Annotated in this window: 15 protein-coding genes; 8 read left to right on the top strand and 7 right to left on the bottom strand. The window is 57.8% G+C overall.

Translation table 11 applies throughout. The annotated features are described in order from the left end of the window. Positions 1-111: 111 nt before the first annotated feature. Positions 112-1,578 (bottom strand): alpha-glucosidase/alpha-galactosidase, encoded by a 1,467-nt coding sequence (locus HGP17_RS16035; RefSeq protein ID WP_168810632.1) that lies wholly within the window; start codon positions 1,576-1,578, stop codon positions 112-114. 245 nt (positions 1,579-1,823) lie between these two features. Here HGP17_RS16035 and HGP17_RS16040 point away from each other — a divergent pair, with 245 nt between their 5' ends. Both HGP17_RS16040 and HGP17_RS16045 read left to right on the top strand, forming a co-directional pair. Next, complete coding sequence (locus tag HGP17_RS16040; RefSeq protein ID WP_205926016.1) at positions 1,824-2,681, top strand: AraC family transcriptional regulator; 858 nt, start codon at positions 1,824-1,826, stop codon at positions 2,679-2,681. A gap of 182 nt (positions 2,682-2,863) precedes the next feature. Continuing rightward, the gene (locus HGP17_RS16045) at positions 2,864-5,107 is read left to right on the top strand and encodes a glycoside hydrolase family 2 protein (RefSeq protein WP_168810635.1); all 2,244 of its coding nucleotides are present in this window, start codon (positions 2,864-2,866) and stop codon (positions 5,105-5,107) included. 21 nt (positions 5,108-5,128) lie between these two features. On the opposite strand, the gene HGP17_RS16050 is transcribed toward HGP17_RS16045, so the two are convergent. Beyond that, complete coding sequence (locus HGP17_RS16050; RefSeq protein WP_168810637.1) at positions 5,129-6,040, bottom strand: GntR family transcriptional regulator; 912 nt, start codon at positions 6,038-6,040, stop codon at positions 5,129-5,131. Between the two features lie 297 nt (positions 6,041-6,337). On the opposite strand from HGP17_RS16050, the gene HGP17_RS16055 reads away from it, so the two are divergent. From HGP17_RS16055 to HGP17_RS16070, 4 genes are all read left to right on the top strand, one after another. Continuing rightward, positions 6,338-7,357 carry an aldo/keto reductase gene (locus tag HGP17_RS16055; RefSeq protein WP_168810639.1) on the top strand — a complete coding sequence of 340 codons (1,020 nt, stop codon included), beginning with the start codon at positions 6,338-6,340 and terminating at the stop codon, positions 7,355-7,357. 177 nt (positions 7,358-7,534) lie between these two features. Next, positions 7,535-8,524, top strand: a complete 990-nt coding sequence (locus HGP17_RS16060; protein ID WP_168810641.1) for an ABC transporter substrate-binding protein — start codon at positions 7,535-7,537, stop codon at positions 8,522-8,524. Positions 8,525-8,662: 138 nt separating this feature from the next. After that, positions 8,663-10,213 carry a sugar ABC transporter ATP-binding protein gene (locus tag HGP17_RS16065; RefSeq protein ID WP_168810643.1) on the top strand — a complete coding sequence of 517 codons (1,551 nt, stop codon included), beginning with the start codon at positions 8,663-8,665 and terminating at the stop codon, positions 10,211-10,213. Positions 10,214-10,242: 29 nt separating this feature from the next. Further along, on the top strand, positions 10,243-11,214 hold the full coding sequence (locus tag HGP17_RS16070; protein WP_168810645.1) for an ABC transporter permease: 972 nt from the start codon (positions 10,243-10,245) through the stop codon (positions 11,212-11,214). 226 nt (positions 11,215-11,440) lie between these two features. Here HGP17_RS16070 and HGP17_RS16075 read toward each other — a convergent pair whose 3' ends face one another. The 4 genes from HGP17_RS16075 to HGP17_RS16090 form a co-directional block, all read right to left on the bottom strand. After that, the gene (locus tag HGP17_RS16075) at positions 11,441-12,448 is read right to left on the bottom strand and encodes an acyltransferase (RefSeq protein ID WP_168810647.1); all 1,008 of its coding nucleotides are present in this window, start codon (positions 12,446-12,448) and stop codon (positions 11,441-11,443) included. Beyond that, positions 12,445-13,737 (bottom strand): O-antigen ligase, encoded by a 1,293-nt coding sequence (locus HGP17_RS16080; RefSeq protein WP_168810649.1) that lies wholly within the window; start codon positions 13,735-13,737, stop codon positions 12,445-12,447. The genes HGP17_RS16075 and HGP17_RS16080 overlap by 4 nt, the downstream gene beginning before the upstream one ends. Positions 13,738-13,746: 9 nt before the next feature. Continuing rightward, complete coding sequence (locus tag HGP17_RS16085; RefSeq protein ID WP_168810651.1) at positions 13,747-15,021, bottom strand: polysaccharide biosynthesis/export family protein; 1,275 nt, start codon at positions 15,019-15,021, stop codon at positions 13,747-13,749. A gap of 86 nt (positions 15,022-15,107) precedes the next feature. Further along, positions 15,108-15,788 carry a sugar transferase gene (locus HGP17_RS16090; protein ID WP_168810653.1) on the bottom strand — a complete coding sequence of 227 codons (681 nt, stop codon included), beginning with the start codon at positions 15,786-15,788 and terminating at the stop codon, positions 15,108-15,110. A gap of 728 nt (positions 15,789-16,516) precedes the next feature. Here HGP17_RS16090 and HGP17_RS16095 point away from each other — a divergent pair. Together HGP17_RS16095 and HGP17_RS16100 are read left to right on the top strand one after the other, a co-directional pair. Next, positions 16,517-16,807, top strand: coding sequence for an exopolysaccharide production repressor protein (locus HGP17_RS16095; RefSeq protein WP_168810655.1), 291 nt, complete (start codon positions 16,517-16,519; stop codon positions 16,805-16,807). Positions 16,808-16,897: 90 nt separating this feature from the next. Further along, positions 16,898-17,905: a glycosyltransferase family 2 protein gene (locus HGP17_RS16100; protein ID WP_168810657.1), complete on the top strand. Its 1,008-nt coding sequence runs from the start codon at positions 16,898-16,900 to the stop codon at positions 17,903-17,905. A gap of 20 nt (positions 17,906-17,925) precedes the next feature. On the opposite strand, the gene HGP17_RS16105 is transcribed toward HGP17_RS16100, so the two are convergent. After that, positions 17,926-18,870 carry a polysaccharide pyruvyl transferase family protein gene (locus HGP17_RS16105; protein WP_168810659.1) on the bottom strand — a complete coding sequence of 315 codons (945 nt, stop codon included), beginning with the start codon at positions 18,868-18,870 and terminating at the stop codon, positions 17,926-17,928. Positions 18,871-18,939: the final 69 nt, after the last annotated feature.

Raw genomic sequence — 18,939 nt, forward strand, 5'->3', positions numbered from 1 at the left:
GAGCGTTCCGTTCGAGGCCTCGCGTTCCTCCATTGAAACGGAAGAGGGCGGTATCGGCGGGATATCCCCAAGGGACCCCGCCAACACCTCATCTTCCGATCCGCATGCCGATCAACCGGCCTGTTTCAGGGCGGCTTTTTCTGCGCGCAACTCCTCGATCGAACGGACGTTGCGGCTTGCCGCACCCTTCCAATCGCGCGTCTTGACCTTGCCGCGGGACAGGCGCTCCTTCGCCCCTTCGACGGCATGGGCGTATTGTGGCAACCAGCGGGCCTCGGCGACCACCATCTCGTCGACCATCTGCCAGACCTCCTCCGGTGTGGCGACGGCGCCGACCAGCGGATCATGCAGGACGGCAAGCTTCAAGAGGTCGATATCTCCGCTAATGGCAGCATGAACGGACATGCGCTGAACATTGATCGAGGACATGCAGGTGGCGGCGCAAGCCTCTGGCAGCGTGATGCCGGCGACCATGTTGATGCCGAAGCGGTCGACGAAGCCCGGTGACTCGATGATGGCGTCATTGGGCAGATTGGTGATGACGCCGTTGTTCTTGACGTTGAAATGGCCGCGATAGACACGGTTGGTTTCCAGCGCTTCGAGAATATGGCTTGCGTGCTCGTTGGAGCGGCGTGCTGGATCGATCGGCTGCGAAGCGCTATCGAGGATCTGCTGGAATTCCGTCTCGAACCAGTTGCGAGTCTCCGTCGAGTGGCGCAGATAGCCGCCGGTCTCGCCGTGGATCCAGTCCGACATGTCGATCCATTTGTTGATCTCGTCGGGGCGCTTGCGATACCAGGGCAGATATTCGGACAGATGCCCGTTGCTTTCCGTCGAATAGACGCCGAAGCGCTTCAAGACATCGATGCGCAGCTTTTCCTGCTGCGAGAACACCGGATGCGCCTCGAAGGCTGCGATCAGCTCGTCCTTGCCGATCTTGCGGCCGTTGAGGCGCAGGTCGACGAACCAGGTCTGATGGTTGATACCCGAGCAGATATAGTCGAGTTCGCTCTTGTCCTTGGCGCCGAGCACTTCGGCGATCTGTTCGGCACCGTGCTGCACGCCGTGGCAAAGGCCGATCGTTTCAACCTTGCCGTATTCGATCGCCGCCCAGGTGTTCATCGCCATCGGGTTGGCATAGTTCAGGAACTTGGCGCCGCCTTCGGCGACTTCACGGATATCCTTGCAGAAATCGAGAATGACCGGGATGTTGCGCTGGCCGTAGAGAATGCCGCCGGCGCAGATCGTATCGCCGACGCATTGGTCGATACCGTATTTCAGCGGAATGCGGATATCTTCGGCGTAGGCTTCCAGACCGCCGACGCGCACGCAGCTGATGATATAGCGTGCGCCTTCCAAAGCTTGGCGGCGATTTGTTGTGGCGGTGACGCGCGTCGGCAAGTTGTTCGATTCAACGATCCGGTCAAGGATCGCCTTGATCATCGTCAGATTGTGCTCACTCATGTCCGTGAGCGCGAATTCGACGTCGCGGAATTCCGGAACGCAAAGAATGTCGGTGAACAGTTTTTTCGTGAAGCCGACGCTGCCAGCGCCGATAATAGCGATTTTGAAACTCATGATCCTCACCTTCAAGTCGATCGAACGCGCAGCGGTAGGGAAGAAAGCAGCATTTTCGTCCCATGGTCGCATCGACTGCGAAAAGGGGCCAAAATCGTGGGTTTTCCTCCAATCGCCGATCCTCTTCGGCGGTCAAGCGCTGTTTTCTGGCGGGATTATGCCTATAATCACAGAGGCGAACAGAGAACTATTATGCTTTTGAGGGTAATTTTGTGCTGCAGGAACTGATCGACAACGGGCAGGTGATGCGGACGGTTTCGTTGCCGCGTGGACGTCACCGACTGCACGCCATGCCGACGAGCGCCGGCTATGAAATCAGGCACGACGAACCTTATGATTGGGACGGGCGTCGGCGCGGCCAGACGCCGTTTACCGTGCTCCAGCACACGATCAGCGGCACCGGCCGTCTTCGCTATGAGAACCGCAGCTATCGCGTTAATGCCGGCGACACCCTGCTGGTTCTCGTGCCGCATAATCATCGATACTGGTTGGAGAAAGGAGAGCGATGGGAATATTTCTGGCTCTCCATGAATGGTGAGGAGGCGTTGCGGATTCACCGGCTGATCCTGTCTGCCGCCGGTCCGGTTTTGAAACTGCAACAAGTCACGATCGATCATCTCGCCGATTGCAGTCTACGGCTGGTGAGAGGCGCCAAGACGCCCGCCTCGGCGTCGGCGATCGCCTACGAAGCAGCCATGGTCCTCTATGATGACGTTTTCGGTTCGCACGCATTTGCTGCCGATCGTTCAGCGATGCAGATTGTGATCGACCATATCAACGACAATCTCGACAAGCCGCTGCCTGTCGACGAGCTTGCCAGGGTGAGCGGCCTCAGCCGGGCGCATTTCTCGCGCGTCTTTTCCGAGAGCGAGGGCGTGCCGCCGGCAGAGTTTGTGCTGCAACAGCGCATGCAGCGCGCAGCGAAACTGTTGACGAAGGCGGCCTTCATTCCAGTCAAGGAGGTGGCGATCATGTCGGGTTTCGACGATGCCAACTACTTTTCAAAAGTGTTTCGCCGGATCTACGGCATCAACCCGACGGAGTTTCGCACGACGGGCATGTACGCGTCGGTCCGCAGTCCCGCCGAGCAGGCGAGAAGCTGACGCCTCCGGAAAGAAGAACTCCCCCGCCGGATGTTCGAATTCGCCAACGGGTCGCATTGCGCCGGCGCGATGAGATTGTATAGATATCGCCCCGCGGCATTCTCCCTGCCGGCCGCACACCTGATTTCCTCTGCAACATGTGTTCGTCAGCCGATACGACGGGCTTAATGATAGGATTGAATATGCGTTCCGTTGCCGCCTTCAACGAATCCTGGACGTTTCGCGAGGGATTTTCGCCCGAGAACTTAGGTCGCGCGCAGGATGGGCAGCCCGTGACGCTGCCGCACACCGCCGTCGAGTTGCCCTTCAATTACTTCGATGAAAAGGCCTATCAGCGCGCCTTCACCTACCAGAAGGTTCTGAATTGGGATGAAGCATTTGCCGGGCGCGAGGTTTCACTGATTTTCGATGCAGCCATGGCCGATGCCGTCGTCTATCTGAACGGTGAGGAGACTGTCGCTCACAAGGACGGCTACACGCCTTTCGAAGCTCGTCTGACGGGTCGCCTGAAAAAGGGTGAAAACCTGATCACGGTCAAGATCGACGGCAGCGAAAATCCGCAGATCCCACCTTTCGGCGGGCGCATCGATTATCTGACCTATGCCGGCATTTATCGCGACGTCTGGCTGAAACTGACCGCTCCGGTGTCGATCGCCAACATCAAGGTCGAGACCGCGGAGGTTCTGGCTGAACGCAAGTCCGTCAGGGTACGCTGCGATATAGCCAATCCGCAAAAGCTATCGGCCAAGGGTACAGTCAAGGTGACGCTTCGTTCCCAAGATGGCGCGGCGCTGGCGTCGGCGGAAGCTGATACCGCGGGCGAAAGCGTGACGCTGAGCTTCAACGACCTGACGGAGATTTCGTTTTGGCAGCTCGAAAATCCCGTCCTCTATTCGGTCGACGTCGAGCTTGTGACCGATCATGGGGTGGACCGTCATGCCGCGACCTTCGGATTTCGCACCGCAAGCTTTACCGCCGAAGGTTTTGTCCTGAATGGCAAGGCATTGAAGTTACGCGGGCTCAACCGTCATCAGGCCTTCCCCTATGTCGGCTATGCAATGGGTCGCTCCGCCCAAGAGCGTGATGCGGAAATCATGAAGCACACGCTGAAGTGCAACATCGTCCGCACGTCGCATTATCCGCAGTCGAAGTGGTTCCTCGATCACTGCGATCGCATCGGTCTGTTGGTCTTCGAGGAAATCCCTGGCTGGCAGCATATCGGCGATGAGGAATGGCAGCAGGAATCGATCCGCAACGTCCGCCGCATGATCGAGCGTGATTGGAACCATCCCTCGATCGTCATCTGGGGCGTGCGCATCAACGAATCCCAGGATTCGCATGACTTCTACGCCGAAACCAACCGGCTGGCGCGCGAGCTCGATCCGACTCGGCAGACCGGCGGCGTTCGTTACATCACCGAAAGCGAGCTTCTCGAAGACGTCTACACGATGAACGATTTCATCCTCGGCAACGAGGAGCTGCCCGGCGCCAATCGCCCACGCACGCCACTGCGCCCACAGCAGGAAAATACTGGTCTTTCAAGGGATGTGCCCTATCTGATCACCGAATTCGGCGGCCATATGTACCCGACGAAGATCTACGATCAGGAGCAGCGCCAGGCTGAACACGTTCGCCGCCATCTGGAGGTTTTGAACGCCGCTTATGGCGATCCATCGATCTCTGGGGCTATCGGCTGGTGCATGTTCGATTATAACACGCACAGCGATTTCGGTTCAGGGGATCGCATCTGCTACCACGGCGTCATGGACATGTTCCGAGAGCCGAAGTTTGCCGCCTATGTCTATGCCAGCCAGTGCGAGCCTTCCGAAGAAATCGTCATGAAGCCTGTGACGATCTGGGCGCGCGGTGAGCGCAACATTGGCGGTGCGCTGCCACTCACCGTGCTGACCAACTGCGACGAGGTCGAACTGCGCTATGGGTCTCTGACCAAGCGTCTTGGCCCTGATCGCGAGAACTTCTCGCATTTGCCGCATCCACCTGTTGTTTTCGATCATCGCTCCTTCACGCCGGATGAACTTGGCGTATGGGGCATGGAGTGGGAGGATGTGCATTTCACCGGCTATATCGGCGGCAAGCCGGTGGTTGAGCAGTACATGGTCGCCAATCCGCTGCCGACGTCACTCGAGGTGGAGGCAGACGCCGACAGTTTGCATGCTGGCGAACGCGATACGGTGCGCATTATCGTACGCGCGCTCGATCAGGCCCGCTCGCGTCTCGCGTTCCTCAATGAAGCCATTTCGATCAAGGTCGATGGTCCGGCCAGGGTTATCGGACCCGAGACGGTTGCTTTCCAGGGCGGAACCACGGGTTTCTGGCTGCAGGCAACCGGAGAGACCGGCTCAATCAAGCTTGAAGTGGCGTCTCCGCGCTTTGCCAGCCAGAGCTTAAGCCTGACCGCGAAGTGAATAATGGGCCGTCTCTCGCTGTCAGGCAGCAGAGCCGGCGATCTCGCTCGTCGCCTGCGGGATCGATTGCAGCAGCGTCTGCCGCGCCGAGGCAAGATGTTGACGGCAAGCGACGTCGATCCTTTGCTGATCGCGCGATTGCAGGGCCGCGATATAATCCAGGTGCTCAGCAACTGCGCGGGCGTTTCGTTCGCGGGCGAAAGCCTTGTTCCATTGATAGTGATAGTGGAAAATGATGGCGATCACGTCGTAAAAATCAGCGATGAAACGGTTCTTCGATGCGCGATGGATGAGGAGGTGGAATTTCTCGTCCAGTCTTGAAAAGTCGCGATAATGCGCATCGAAATCGTCAAGCAGCCTGTGGTGTTGCTGCTCGATTGCCCTGAGATCGTCCCAGGCGCGATGGTTGGCAGGCAGGCGTCCGAATTCGGCGGCGGAATGCAATTCGAACATCTCACGCACATCGGCAAGCTCAAGCGCGAATTCGCTGGTGAAGCCCTTGAGAATCCAATGACTGTTCGGCCGTTTTTCAATCAGGCCGAAGCGGCTGAAGCGAATGAGGAATTCGCGGACAACTGACGTGCCGGTGCCGATCTCGCGCGCCAATTCCAGTTCGTTGATCTGCATGCCGGGTTGAGCCTCGTCCGACATGATGCGCATCATGAAGCTGCGCTCGATGATGTCGTGCAAAGAGTCAGTCTCTTCCTTTGGGAAGAGATCGGCCTCTGTCGGGATGCGTAGCACCGTTTTTTGCCGCTTGTTCCAGAGGATGATGCCCGCGTCACTGAGCCGCATCAGGATCGCCCGCGCCGTGCTGCGGCTGACGCCGAGTTCGGCTGCGATTTCCGGCTCGCTCGGGAGCTCGGTGTCGGCTTTCAGGCGTGCCGCGTAGCGATTGTAAGCCTCCTTGAAGAGCGTGTTTTGTCTGGCCATTTCCCCCTCGCGTGTCGTCACCGCTCTTTGTTGGCGGCGCTGTCTGAACCATGTTCGAATGGCAGTCAATTGCAGGAGTCTTGTCGGCGTGTTCCCAACCGCCTCTCCCCAAGGCGTCGGGCGATTTCCTCGTTGACACCAAAATGTTTATTGTAGATAAAAAACAAAATCAATTGGTGGATGGAATGGGAGTTTTCTGTCACACCTGATGGTAGGGAGGATATCCGGCGGCCGTGAGACAGCGCGCCCCAGGCGGCGCCGTCAATATACCATGACAGCCATCACAAGGGAGAGGTGATGCAGACAAGAAGAATAGGCAGGACGGACCTTGAGGTCACGGAGATCAGCTTCGGCGCTGCGGCGTTGGGGGGTCTCTATCGTGCTTGCCCGCGGGATCAGGCCATGGCGACCCTGCAAGCTGCATGGGATAGCGGTATCCGTTACTTTGACGTCGCTCCCTGGTATGGTTTCGGTCTTGGCGAGCGTCGTGTCGGCGATTTCCTGCGCGATCAACCTGAAAACAGTTACGTGCTGTCCACGAAGGTTGGTCGCCTCATGAGACCGGTGCCGAGCGACAAGGTGCCGAATTACGGTTATATCGACCCGCTTCCCTTCGATGCCGACTATGATTACTCCTATGACGGCATCATGCGCTCGGTCGAGTTCAGCTACGCGCGCCTTGGCCTCAACCGCATCGATATTCTCTATGTCCACGACATCGGAGGCTACACGCACGGCAAGGCGCTTAACGATCGTTATCTCGGCCAGCTGCTCAATTCCGGACTAAAGGCTCTGGAGGAGCTGAAATCATCGGGGGCGATCAAAGCCTATGGTCTAGGGGTCAATGAAGTGCCGGTCTGTCTGGACGTGATGCACGAAGCCGATATCGACTGCATTCTGATGGCTGGACGTTACACGCTGCTCGACCGGTCTGCTGTTGCCGAGCTTTTGCCGCTTTGCGAAAAGAAGGGAACGTCGCTGGTCGTTGGTGGCGTCTTCAACTCCGGCATTTTGGCAACCGGCCCCGTGCCCGGCGCGCATTTCGATTATCTTCCGGCGACGCCGGATATTCTGGCCAAGGTTGGAGCGATGGAAGAAATCGCGCGCAAGCACGACGTGCCGCTCGCAAAGCCGGCCCTTCAGTTTCCACTGCGCAGTCCCAGCGTGGCCTCGGTCCTGATCGGCACGGCAAAGCCGGAAAGTCTTGTCCGCAACATGCAGCTGGTAGAGCCAAGACTCTCCGACAACATTTACGCGGAATTCGATGGATTGACTATTGTAGCGCCTCCGTTGGGAGACGAGGCGGTTCGGGTCTAGCAGATAGGAGCTATCGAGCTGTCGGGAGAGACGGCTTCGAGGAGGAGGAAAGCCTGTTTTGGCGTCGGCGGCCTTTCCGCCACGCGATGCGCGACACCGCAAGGGGTTGCGATACCGAGCCGTAAGCGTTCAACGGCCGGTATGCGGGAGAACAGAGCGCGTTGAGAGGAGAAGCAGATGAAAATTGCCAAGTCACTTCTGTCCCGCCGCAGCTTTGCCGGTCTTGCCGGTGCTGCCGTTATCGCCATGGCGATGCCCATGCAGTCCTTTGCGGCCGACGTGACCATTCCGATCATCGTCAAGGACACGACATCCTTCTACTGGCAGATCGTTCTTGCCGGTGCCCGCCAGGCAGGCAAGGATCTGAACGTGAAGGTGCCGGAACTCGGCGCGCAGGCTGAAACGGATGTCAATGGCCAGATCAGCATTCTTGAAAACGCTGTTGCCGGCAAGCCGGCCGCAATCGTCATCTCGCCGACCGAGTTCAAGGCGCTCGGCAAGCCGGTGGATGAAGCGGCCAAGTCCGTTCCGATCATCGGTATCGACTCCGGCGCCGACTCCAAGGCCTTCAAGTCGTTTCTGACGACCGACAACGTGCAGGGCGGACGCATCGCTGCCGACGGTCTTGCCGCTGCGGTCAAGCAGATGACCGGCAAGGACGAGGGCGATGTCGTCATCATCACCAACACGCCCGGTGCCGGTTCTCTGGAACAGCGCCGCGAGGGTTTCCTCGATCAGGTCAAGACCAAGTATCCGGGTCTGAAGGTCGTTGCGGACAAGTATGCTGACGGTCAGGCGACGACCGGCCTCAACATCATGACCGATCTGATCACGTCAAATCCGAAGATCGTGGGCGTATTCGCGTCCAATCTGATCATGGCACAGGGTGTCGGCCAGGCGATTGCCGAAAACAAGCTTGGCGACAAGGTCAAGGTCATTGGTTTCGACAGCGACGACAAGACCCTCGGCTTCCTCAAGAGCGGCGCCATTGCCGGCCTCGTCGTTCAGGACCCGTATCGCATGGGTTACGACGGCATCAAGACGGCTCTCGCCGTCTCCAAGGGCGAAAAGGTTGAAGCCAATGTCGACACCGGCGCCAACCTCGTGACCAAGGCCAACATGAGCGATCCGAAGATCGAAGCTCTGATCAACCCGAAGGTCAAGTAAGGATAGAGGCTGCGCCTGACAGTGGGCGCAGCCTCTTCGTCTCGAGCCGGACGATTTTGGGTCTATTCGATCTGAAATCTCAATCCGCCACAGCCGCTTGCTGAGTGGCCGCGCGGTGATGCCAGAGGGAGGAGACCCATGACGAGCCTCGAAGAAATCAGCCATCGTCACGATGACAGCACCAAGACGGAAGCAAGTCGCGTTCCGGCCGGTTCTCCTATCCTTGAATTGAAGAATTTGCAGAAGCGCTACGGGTATGTCGAAGCGCTGAAACCCGCGAACATCACGTTTCTGGCTGGTGAGATCCACGCGATTGTCGGCGAAAACGGCGCGGGCAAATCGACGCTTATCAAGCTTCTCACCGGCGTCATCACCAGAACGGCCGGCGAGATATTGTGGTGCGGACACCCTGTCGCACTCGCCAATCCGAATGAAGCGATCGCGCGCGGCATCAACGCCGTGCATCAGGAGGTGGTTCTTTGCCCGCATCTGACAGTCGCGGCCAATCTCTTTCTCGGCGATGAAGTCAATCGCTTCGGCTTGATGCGCAAGAAGCAGATGGTTGCCATGGCCCAGACGGTGCTGGATGATCTCGGTTTCGGATTGCCGGCCGCCGAGCTGTTGAGTTCGCTGACGATTGGTCAGCAGCAATTGGTCGCGACGGCCCGCGCCGCCATGCGCGGAACGCAGTTCCTGATCTTCGACGAGCCGACCGCCTACCTCACGCGCCAGGAATCGGCGCAGCTGTTCAAGCTGATCCGCCGCCTGCAGAGCGAAGGCGTGACGATCGTTTACATCAGCCATCGCATGGAGGAGGTCTTCGAGCTTGCCGACCGCATCTCGGTGCTGCGTGATGGCACGCATGTCGGAACTCGCACCATCGCCGAGACGAATGAGGACGAGCTGATCAAGCTGATGATTAATCGCTCGATCGAGCAGATCTACCACAAGGAAGAAATCCCGATCGGCGAAACGATCCTTGAAACGCGCGGGCTTTCCGGGCCGGGTTTCCAGGATGTCTCGCTGAGTGTCCGTGGCGGTGAGATCATCGGTCTTTACGGGCTGATCGGCGCCGGGCGCAGTGAATTTGCCCTGGGCCTTTACGGCCGCGAGCCGATCTCTGCGGGAGAAGTTCATTGGCAGGGGCGCAAGGTCAATATCCGCAACGAGCGGGACGCCATGGAACTCGGCATCGCGCTTGCTCCGGAAAGCCGGCGTGATCAGGGGTTGTGCCTCAATCTGCCGATCGGCCTCAATATCAATCTGCCTGTCTTCGAGCGGTTCAGTCGCGGCCCGATCATCAACAGCAAGAGCGAGGCTGCGAACGCCGACAGGCAAATCCGTGATTTGAGCATCAAGACGCCAAGCCGCAGAGTTCTGGTCTCTGCCATGTCCGGCGGCAACCAGCAAAAAGTCGTCATCGGCAAGTGGCTTAGCCATGGCGCCAAGCTTTTCATCTTCGACGAGCCGACAGTCGGTGTCGACGTCGGCACCAAGGCCGAAATCTACCGGTTGTTCGCCAAGCTCCTGCGGGAAGGTGCGGGGATTATCGTGATCTCCTCTTACCTGCCCGAGGTCTACGAGCTTGCCGATCGTCTGCATGTATTCCGGCACGGCCAGTTGGTCGCCAGCCATGATTTTCACGCGGCCACGCACGAGGAAGTCCTCGGCGAGGCTATCGGCGTCTGAACAATAAAAATAGAAGGAGGAGAACACGAATGGCCGCGAATACGACAGAAGGCCCCGCCGTTGCACCACGGCGCAAGATGAACATCCTCTTCAGCCTGACGCTGATCCTGCTTCTGATCGCGCTTTGGATCGTGCTTGGTTTCTCGACAGACGTGTTCTGGACGCAGCTCAATATCACCAACCTGGCGCGACAAGGGTCGATGACGGCGATCCTGGCGCTCGGGCAAACTTTCGTCATCATCACGGGCGGTATCGATCTTTCCGTCGGCGCGATTGTCGGCTTCTGCACCGTCATGGTCGCGTGGCTGCTTCAGGCGGGTGTTCCCGTCTGGGCCGCAATCCTCATCACCCTCTTATTCGGGGTGCTCATCGGGGCATTTCACGGGTTCGGCATCGTGCGCATGGGCTTGCCGCCGTTCATCATCACCCTTGCAACGCTGACGTCTTTGCGTGGTATCGGCCTGCTTATCACCAACGGTTCGAGCATCAACATCGTCAACGACACCTTCACGAATTTCGCGGTCGGCGACTTCCTCGGCATTCCGAACCTGTTCTGGATGGTGATCGTGGTGGCGATCCCGGCTTTCGTCTTCCTGCACTTGAGCCGCTGGGGGCGCTATCTCTTCGCAGTCGGGTCCAATCGTGAGGCGGCACGCCTCTCCGGTGTCAACGTCAATAGAATGATTTATCTCGCCTATATCCTGTCTGGAAGCTGCGCCGCTCTCGTCGGTGTTCTCCTTGCCTCGCGCATCGCCATCGGCAATGCAACACAGGGCGACGGATGGGAATTGCAGGCGATTGCGTCGTCGGTTATCGGCGGCACCAGCCTGTTTGGTGCGATCGGTTCCGTTTATGGGCCGCTGATCGGCGCATTCATATTGGCGACCATCAATAACGGCGCCAATCTGTTGAACCTCAACTCATTCTGGCAGCGCGTCATCACAGGCGTTCTTATCATCGTGATCGTCTATTTCGATCAGCTGCGCCGCCGCCGCGCCTAGGCATCTGGGTCAGATATTCGGCTTTGATCAGGCGGGGATTGTCCCGCCTGATTGCTATTCGAAGGAGACGCCTGCGGGAGCCGGCGATTGGATCGCACGGTCACCCGGGACGTGGCGCCTGCAGAAATACGGTCTGCATAGGCCTCATGGGAAGTCCGGTGGTCGGGATCTCAAGCATCTCGCGCAGAAGCGTTCAGCTGCCTTGAAATAACGACATCGGCCTTGGCTAAGCACGTGACGGCGCGGGGCGGGCCCTCCGCCAGCTGACGTTTCGCAGCAGATTGCGCAGGGGTTTTTCCACGGCCTCATAAGCGCATATGCCGAGCAAAGTACCGGCAATCGCTCCGATAAAAGCCGAGACATCATCGGGGATAGGCGTTGAGGCGACGAGCTTTACGACAACGGAAATGGCCAGCGTATGCCAGAGATAGATCGAGTAGGAGGCATTTCCGAGGTAGGTGAGCGGCGGCATTTGCGGCAGCTTGCCATTACGCTCGATCGAAACCATCCCCAAAACCAGCGCAATGGCGAGTGGACCGCAGGTCGTCTCGTCAAATTGAATCGAAAAGATTTCGATGGCGGCGAAGCCGCAGATCGACGCGATCGCGAGGGCAAGACCGATGCTTGCACTTGGAACATAACCCTTCAGCCAAAGCTGTCCGAGAACGGCGCCCGCGACGAATTCGAGAATGATCGTTCGAGTGTAAGTCGCAAGCACTGCAGATTGTGGGTTGGCAATGCCGCCGATCACGACGAAAGCCGCGAAAATCGCAATCATCCCGAAAAGGCGCAGTCTTCGCGGCAAAAGCAGGCAAATGGCGAAAATCGCATAGAAGAACATCTCGAAATTCAATGTCCATCCTTGCACCAGCACCGGCCAGATCTCGCCGTTGCTGGGTGAGCGAACCGGAACGAACAGCAGCGAACCGGCGATATGAGCGGCGGTCAGCCTCATATTCGGAAATAGGCCGACAATTGCGCCGCCGATCATGATCGCCGTGACGATCCAGTAAGACGGGGCAATGCGTTGGATGCGATCGACGAGGAACTGCAGCGGCGTCACCGGGCGGCGCTCGCTCATGGTCCACATGATGAAGCCGCTGATGACGAAAAATATGTCAACGCCGGCAGCGCCGATGCGAAAATGGCCGCCGCTGCGTTCGGCTGCGTGAAACAAGACCACTGCGAGCGCGGCAAACGCGCGAAGATACTGGATGCCGTAAAGCGTCTTCATCGTCCGGTGCGCGGCTCCCAGTTTACGGGTGGCGCAAATTCCATCCGGTCGTAGGTCATAAGGGGATCGGGCTTTGGCGCCCGCTTTCGCATCGAGAGCTTGCCTGCCGTGAAGTAGAACAGGAATGAGCCGACGTGATAGGGGTTTAGAATATCGATCTCGACGAAGGACCTGATGAGGAGCAACGTCGCGATCCCGAGCAGAACATAGGATTCGTCGTTTCTGTTATCGCTGAGAAAACGGCTGATATGACCGGTGAAGGCCGTCAGCAATATCGATGCAAGCAGAAAAACCCCGACTAGACCGGTTTCGACCGCGGTTTCGATATAGGTGTTGTGGAAATGGAAGCCGGCGCGGGATGCAATGTAGAACTCTTCCCACAGGCGCTCCGGCTCTGAAAATCCCTGAACCCAATAGGCCTGATAACCGACCCCAAAGAAGGGATTTTGCGATGCGGTCGCAATGCCCTGCTGCCACAGATAGGTGCGGCCCGTCAGTGTCGAATCCTTCCCGAACAAGCCGAGAATGACATCGACCGCGCCGAGATAGACACCGGCAACCACCAAAACGACGCCCGAGATCGCGACGGCGGCAAAAAGCCTTTTGCGCTGCCGCGGCGATAGAAACAGGATGACGCGCAAACCGACGCAGAGCATGACGACCAGGGCTGTGGTCAGCACCGAGGTCGCCGATTGCGAAGCAAACAGACAGTAAGCCGATAACAAGCCGGCGATCCCACCGCCGACCAGCCAAATCCGGCGTTCACCGAGCACGAAGACCGCGGCGAAGGCAAAATAGATGCCGAGCGAGGCATAGAATCCGAGCTGGTTCTTGGAATCGAACGCACCGACGAAGCTGTAGGTGCCGTCGATCGGGTCATAGGCATAATATCCAAACAGGATCGAGTACATCAGCACGATGCAGGTGCCGGCGATGGCGCCGCGTGCAAGCGTGCGAATGTCGAGCGTGCGCATGGCGACGAGCGCACAGAAAATATGCGTCATATACTGGATCGATGCGCGCGCCGTCACCGATGGGACCGCCGACCAGAAGATCGACAGGCATGTGAGAACGCCGAACGCATAAAGCCAGAGCTGCTTCTGGTAGCTGCCGAGCGAACTGCGGTAATCGATCAGGACGAGCGGAAACCACAATGCGTAATAGAGCAGGATGGACGGCTGTCCGAAACGGCCCGAATAGGCGAACACGAAGAACGACAGCGCAAGGGCCACCGTGCCATAGGTCATGTTGGCGCCCGGACGGACGAAGATCGATTTGGCAATCCGCATCGATTTTCCTTATCGCATGGCAAGGCCAGTGCTGACCTTGATGAGGTCGCCGGGCAGCACCTGCGTGTTCTCCTGGGCGGGGATTTCCTTGCTCTGACCGTTCTCGTCGCGAATGATCGTGTAGACGATGTTCACGCCCTGCCCGTTGGCGTCGAGGTTGCTGGCGTCGGCCGATTGCGCGACCGCTTCCTGCATCAGCGATTGGCTGGTGGAAAGTTTGAGCTGCAGCGTTTCCAGCTGCGTGTCGGTGTCCTGCATGTCCTGTGCGAGCGAGCTCTGCCAGTCGTTATGCAGGGTAATCTCGTCCTGATTGGCTTTATTGATATCCTGCTTGGCTTTCAGCGAAGCCGTTTCGGTGTCGAGGAGGGTTGCCTCGAGATCCGAAGCGCGCTGCTCGGCTGAAATCCGGCGGGAAGCAAGTTCGAGACCTCTTTCCGCGAGGCTTTCGACCTTGTCGCGGTCAGCTTTTGCGAGGTCGAGCTGGCGGCTCTGGGTATCGTTCTTCTTCGAAAGTGCCTCTACTTCATTCTGCAGAAGCGTCTTCAAATCGTCCAGCGATTGCAGCTGGGTCTTCATCCGCTGACTGCGCGTGTCCATAAGCGCTTTTTCGCTGGCCAGCAGTGCGGAGGATTGGGGCAGCTGTTTCAGTTCGGCAGGCACATCGATTTCGTCCTTGCCGGTCATTTCGGCCATCAGACGCGCCTTGCGCATCAGCAAGCGGCCGCGCTCCGCCATGTAAACAACTGCGTCGCCCTTGGCGGTGATGAAATCGCGGGCAAAGCGCTGGCCGGCATCGGCCCGGCGCATGCCGCCGCCCAGGCTCACGGCCTTAAGTACAGTCAGGTTCGGCGCGAACGGAAATTCGCCGGGATTCTGGACTTCGCCCGACAGATAGATCGGCCGGAACTGTGACATTTCCACGGATGCTGACGGACGGTCGCGCAGGCCGAACTGCTTTTGCAGTCCAACGCCGATGGCCTCTGCAATCTCGTCCGTCGTTTTACCGACGGCGGGCATGTCGCCGATGAATGGAACCGAAATCGAGCCGGATGGACCTACAGTGTAATCGCCCGAGATTACCGCCCAGTCGCGGATGGTGCCCTCGGCAGTCTGCCATTCGGCAACGCGCACATGCAGCTTGTCCATCACGCCCAGATGGTATCCGGGAAGATTTTCGGCGTAGGCCGCGCCGGATATGGCGCAGACGCCGAAGACAAGCAGCGCCGAGTATCGGACAGATGTATATGCGCGAGCGAGCCTCTTGGAAGGCTGAAGTTCAATCATGCAGGATGTTCCCTGTTAATGGATAGCAGCCCGGCTTGGGTCCGGGGAGACCGCAGGAAACGTCCTGCGGTAGCTGCTGGTCGTCATCAGTAGCTGCCGCGTGACAGGCAGACTGCGGGGATTGTTTTGGCGATGATTTTCATGTCGCTGCCGAGCGACCAGTTCTTGACGTAGTGGGTGTCGAAGGCGACACGGCTGGCATAAGAGACGTCGTTTCGACCACTCACCTGCCATAGGCCTGTCAGACCCGGACGGGACTGCAGATAGTAGATTGCCGCGGTTTCATAGAGTTCCAGCTCGTCTTCGACGACTGGACGTGGCCCCACCACGCTCATTTCGCCGCGGATGATGTTGATGAGCTGCGGCAGTTCATCGAGGCTGAGCTTGCGCAGCACTGCGCCCACAAGGGTCACGCGCGGGTCATTCTGCAGCTTGCGCGTGGCGCGCCACTCGTCCATGGCCTTGGGATTGGCCTGAAGGTACGCCTGGAGAACCTTGTCGCCATCGACGACCATGGTTCGGAACTTGAGGCAGCGAAAGCTTTTGCCGCTATGGCCTACACGGCGATGGCCGTAGAAGGCCGGGCCGCGATCGGTTGCTTTCACCAGTATCATCAGCATCAAAAAGATCGGGCTGACGAGAACAAGTACGGTCAATGCGGCGGAGACGTCGAACAGACGTTTGAGTACTCCACCTGTGGGCGGAAAGACATCGCTTTCCACGGCGCTGAAAAAAGCCGATGTGGCCGATCTCGTCGCAGACTTCATAGAGATGACTCCATTCATGTTGGCGAATTGGTCGGGAATTCTCGACGCGTAACTAGAGCTACGATGGGAGGAGTGTAGGCGGGGATTTTGACTTTTTAAGCCAAACTTTTGTAGCGATATGGCATGACGGTACATAATTACCGCATCAAAGGTGCATTGGTTTAAATCAGTAATCTCTCATATTGTGTCTTTACTGTATCAATCTGCGTATATCGACCATGTCTATAGCTCTTCTGCATTGCGGCAGATGCTTTCCGGCGATATTATAGGCGGTGCAGTAGAAGCTATTCATTATCATCAGCTTCTTTAGCCTCTGGCCGCTTTTGATCGAGCGTGTGCAAACTTGATCATTTGTTCGGGTATATTGCATTGCAGCACCATATTGCGCCGCACATACTGGCGGCTCAATACGCGGCACTTTGTAATAAAAGTTGATTGAATTGAGGAAAAAATCGCGAATCAAGGTCGCCCAGATACAGTCGTAAGATTGTGCAAATTTGGCAATGCGATCTATGCGAGCATGAAAGAAAACCAACAAATTCAATTGTAATGATAATCGACGCGTAGTTTTAACGAGCGCGGCGTTAGGGTCGTATCAATTCGTAACGGATCATCGTGACTTGGTTGAATCTCAATGAATCATAAAATATATTTGAGCTGCAGGTCTGATAAGGGAGGAAAGACCTTGATATCTTTTTTTCCAATGGCTGAGCGGGCGAGGTAACATTATGTATGCGCCGCGCGTTTTCATTAGTATGCTGGGTACGCTGGTCGTATTTGCGGTCGCGACCTATTTTTTGACGAACTCTTTCTGGACGACCTTGATCGAAACGGCGATATGCGCCGTGCTTTTGCAGATCGGCTATTTTATCGGCGTTCTGTATCTCGTGTGGAAAGAGCGCAAGGCGCGTGAGGCGCTTTTGAACGAGGCCAAAGCGGCAGCGCCCATCGTGGAGGAGAAGAGCGTTGGTGGTCTGCCTGCGACCAGTCTGAAGCGTTCAGAGCCGTTTAATCCCTGATGTAAAGGCCCGCCACATCTTTTGGCCGCCGACAGGTTGTCGGATTTGAGCCACGTCCTAAGTCTCCGGCGAGAAACATTGGAGGCTGACGTGACCGACATTGCAGAAAATAGCGTCTGCGTAATCATCGCTGCAAAAAATGCCGGAGACACTATCGGGCTGGCCATAGCATCGGCTCTGCGGGAGCCGGAAGTCGCCGAAGTCGTCGTGATTGATGATGGCTCGACTGACGGGACCGCCGCAATCGCCGCGAAGGCTGATGACGAGAGCGGCAGGCTGATCATTCACGAATTCAAGAAAAATCGTGGCCCATCGGCGGCGCGCAATCATGCTATCGAGATATCGAAATCGCCGCTGATTGCCATACTCGATGCGGATGATTTTTTCTTCCCTGGACGCTTCAGCTCGCTTCTTGCGGATGATGATTGGGATTTCGTCGCCGACAATATTGCATTTGTGAATGCCGACACGGTGCCCGAGGCCTATAATCGGCTCGATCACTTCGATGCGAAACCACGATTTCTCGATCTTGCGTCTTTTGTAGAAGGAAACATCTCCAAACGCGGTGTGCGCCGTGGCGAGATCGGCTTCCTGAAGCCTCTCATGCGCCGCTCGTTCCTTGATGCGCATGGATTGCGCTATAGTGAAGCGCTGCGGCTCGGCGAAGACTATGATCTCTATGTACGCGCCTTGGCCAAAGCGGCGCGTTACAAGGTCATCCACAGTTGCGGCTATGGCGCCGTCGTTCGCGGAGATTCCTTAAGTGGCCGGCACAGAACGGAAGATCTGCGTCGGCTCTATGAGGCCGACCGCGCAATCCTTGCAAAAGGCGGCCTTTCCCCGGCTGATGCCGCAGTCCTGCGTCGCCACGAGCAGCATATCCGTGACAAATACGAGCTGCGGCATTTTCTCGATATCAAGTCGCAATCAGGCCTTGTCGCTGCTGCCGGATATGCGCTTTTGCATCCCGTGGCAGCACCTGCCATCGCCGCCGGCATCTTTGCCGACAAGACCGAGCGGTTCCGGGGAGGTGGCGCGCCGATCGCGCATTCGGGGGCAAACGGCCTGCGTTATCTTCTGCAGGCCGCTCCCGAATAAGGTATGAATTTACCGACGAATTATAGGTAGTCGCGGCGTACGCCGTCGATGACGTGCATCAGGCGTTCCTTGCAAGCGGCAAGTGCGCCGTCTTTGCTGAGCTGTGGCTTGGCCTTACTTGCCTGCCAGAGGGCGAGTGCCGAAGGCATGGCCAGCGCCTGCTTTGCCATCACCCGAAGCGTTGTCTGCTCGGGATCGGCCAGCATCACGTTTTCGCCATAGCGTTGCTTCTCGAGTTCTGCTGCGGCCTGCTTGCTGCGCTCGAAGCCGACGCCCCAGAAGCGGGCGCCCTTGGCAATCGCCTCGGCGCGGGTGGAGACCGGAATGTGCTTCGGCTGATAGGTTACGCCGAGCGAACGCGCCCAATCATTCCATTTGAAGCTGTTGATCGAACGTGACGAGCTGACGGCGATCCACGGCACGCGGAAGGCATCGGCAAGGATCGCACCATGCATGGACTCTGCGACGATCAGCTCGGAGGTGGCAAGCTCGCGGATGACTGCCTTCGCCTCGCCGCGAGGGTCGAGATAGGAGAGGCCGACGGTCTTGCAGATTTCCGGCCAAAGCCCGGCAGCCGCCGACTCCCAATGCGGTATGAAGGTGCGCTTGCCCGATTTCGGCAGATTCTGGAACTCGGGCATTTCCGTCACAAGAACTGCGGGATCGACGATGCCGAGTTCGGTCGGCAAGCCGACTTTTCCTGCGGTCAGCGGGCCGCGGACGCAACGAACATCCCATTGCGACTTGTCGCTCATGTCGGGCAGCGAGCCGTAGCCGAAACCGCTGCCGATCACCAGCTTGCGGCCGTCAGCAGGCAGGATCTCCGTATTGAGAACGGTGCCGACGCCGACGAGCAATGTCTCTTGATGCGTGTCGCGGAGGCCTGGAAGTAGGAAGTCCCAGAGCCAGAGATTGAGATCATCACCGAAATTGCCATGGGTCGATTCCCAGTGGAACGGCTTCATACAGGACTCCTTGCTGATCCAAATGGTAGCGGGGCATGCCATGGCTCCTGGATCTGGCATGCGCAGACT

Origin of the sequence: Rhizobium sp. P38BS-XIX (assembly GCF_012641435.1) — a bacterium.
In the GTDB taxonomy this organism is placed as follows: Bacteria; Pseudomonadota; Alphaproteobacteria; order Rhizobiales; family Rhizobiaceae; genus Rhizobium.

What these genes read in the sequence shown, in the direction of transcription:
- HGP17_RS16035 (WP_168810632.1), bottom strand. Translation starts at nt 1,578, where the DNA reads ATGAGTTTCAAAATCGCTATTATCGGCGCTGGCAGCGTCGGCTTCACG.
- HGP17_RS16040 (WP_205926016.1), top strand. Translation starts at nt 1,824, where the DNA reads ATGCGGACGGTTTCGTTGCCGCGTGGACGTCACCGACTGCACGCCATG.
- HGP17_RS16045 (WP_168810635.1), top strand. Translation starts at nt 2,864, where the DNA reads ATGCGTTCCGTTGCCGCCTTCAACGAATCCTGGACGTTTCGCGAGGGA.
- HGP17_RS16050 (WP_168810637.1), bottom strand. Translation starts at nt 6,040, where the DNA reads ATGGCCAGACAAAACACGCTCTTCAAGGAGGCTTACAATCGCTACGCG.
- HGP17_RS16055 (WP_168810639.1), top strand. Translation starts at nt 6,338, where the DNA reads ATGCAGACAAGAAGAATAGGCAGGACGGACCTTGAGGTCACGGAGATC.
- HGP17_RS16060 (WP_168810641.1), top strand. Translation starts at nt 7,535, where the DNA reads ATGAAAATTGCCAAGTCACTTCTGTCCCGCCGCAGCTTTGCCGGTCTT.
- HGP17_RS16065 (WP_168810643.1), top strand. Translation starts at nt 8,663, where the DNA reads ATGACGAGCCTCGAAGAAATCAGCCATCGTCACGATGACAGCACCAAG.
- HGP17_RS16070 (WP_168810645.1), top strand. Translation starts at nt 10,243, where the DNA reads ATGGCCGCGAATACGACAGAAGGCCCCGCCGTTGCACCACGGCGCAAG.
- HGP17_RS16075 (WP_168810647.1), bottom strand. Translation starts at nt 12,448, where the DNA reads ATGAAGACGCTTTACGGCATCCAGTATCTTCGCGCGTTTGCCGCGCTC.
- HGP17_RS16080 (WP_168810649.1), bottom strand. Translation starts at nt 13,737, where the DNA reads ATGCGGATTGCCAAATCGATCTTCGTCCGTCCGGGCGCCAACATGACC.
- HGP17_RS16085 (WP_168810651.1), bottom strand. Translation starts at nt 15,021, where the DNA reads ATGATTGAACTTCAGCCTTCCAAGAGGCTCGCTCGCGCATATACATCT.
- HGP17_RS16090 (WP_168810653.1), bottom strand. Translation starts at nt 15,788, where the DNA reads ATGAAGTCTGCGACGAGATCGGCCACATCGGCTTTTTTCAGCGCCGTG.
- HGP17_RS16095 (WP_168810655.1), top strand. Translation starts at nt 16,517, where the DNA reads ATGTATGCGCCGCGCGTTTTCATTAGTATGCTGGGTACGCTGGTCGTA.
- HGP17_RS16105 (WP_168810659.1), bottom strand. Translation starts at nt 18,870, where the DNA reads ATGAAGCCGTTCCACTGGGAATCGACCCATGGCAATTTCGGTGATGAT.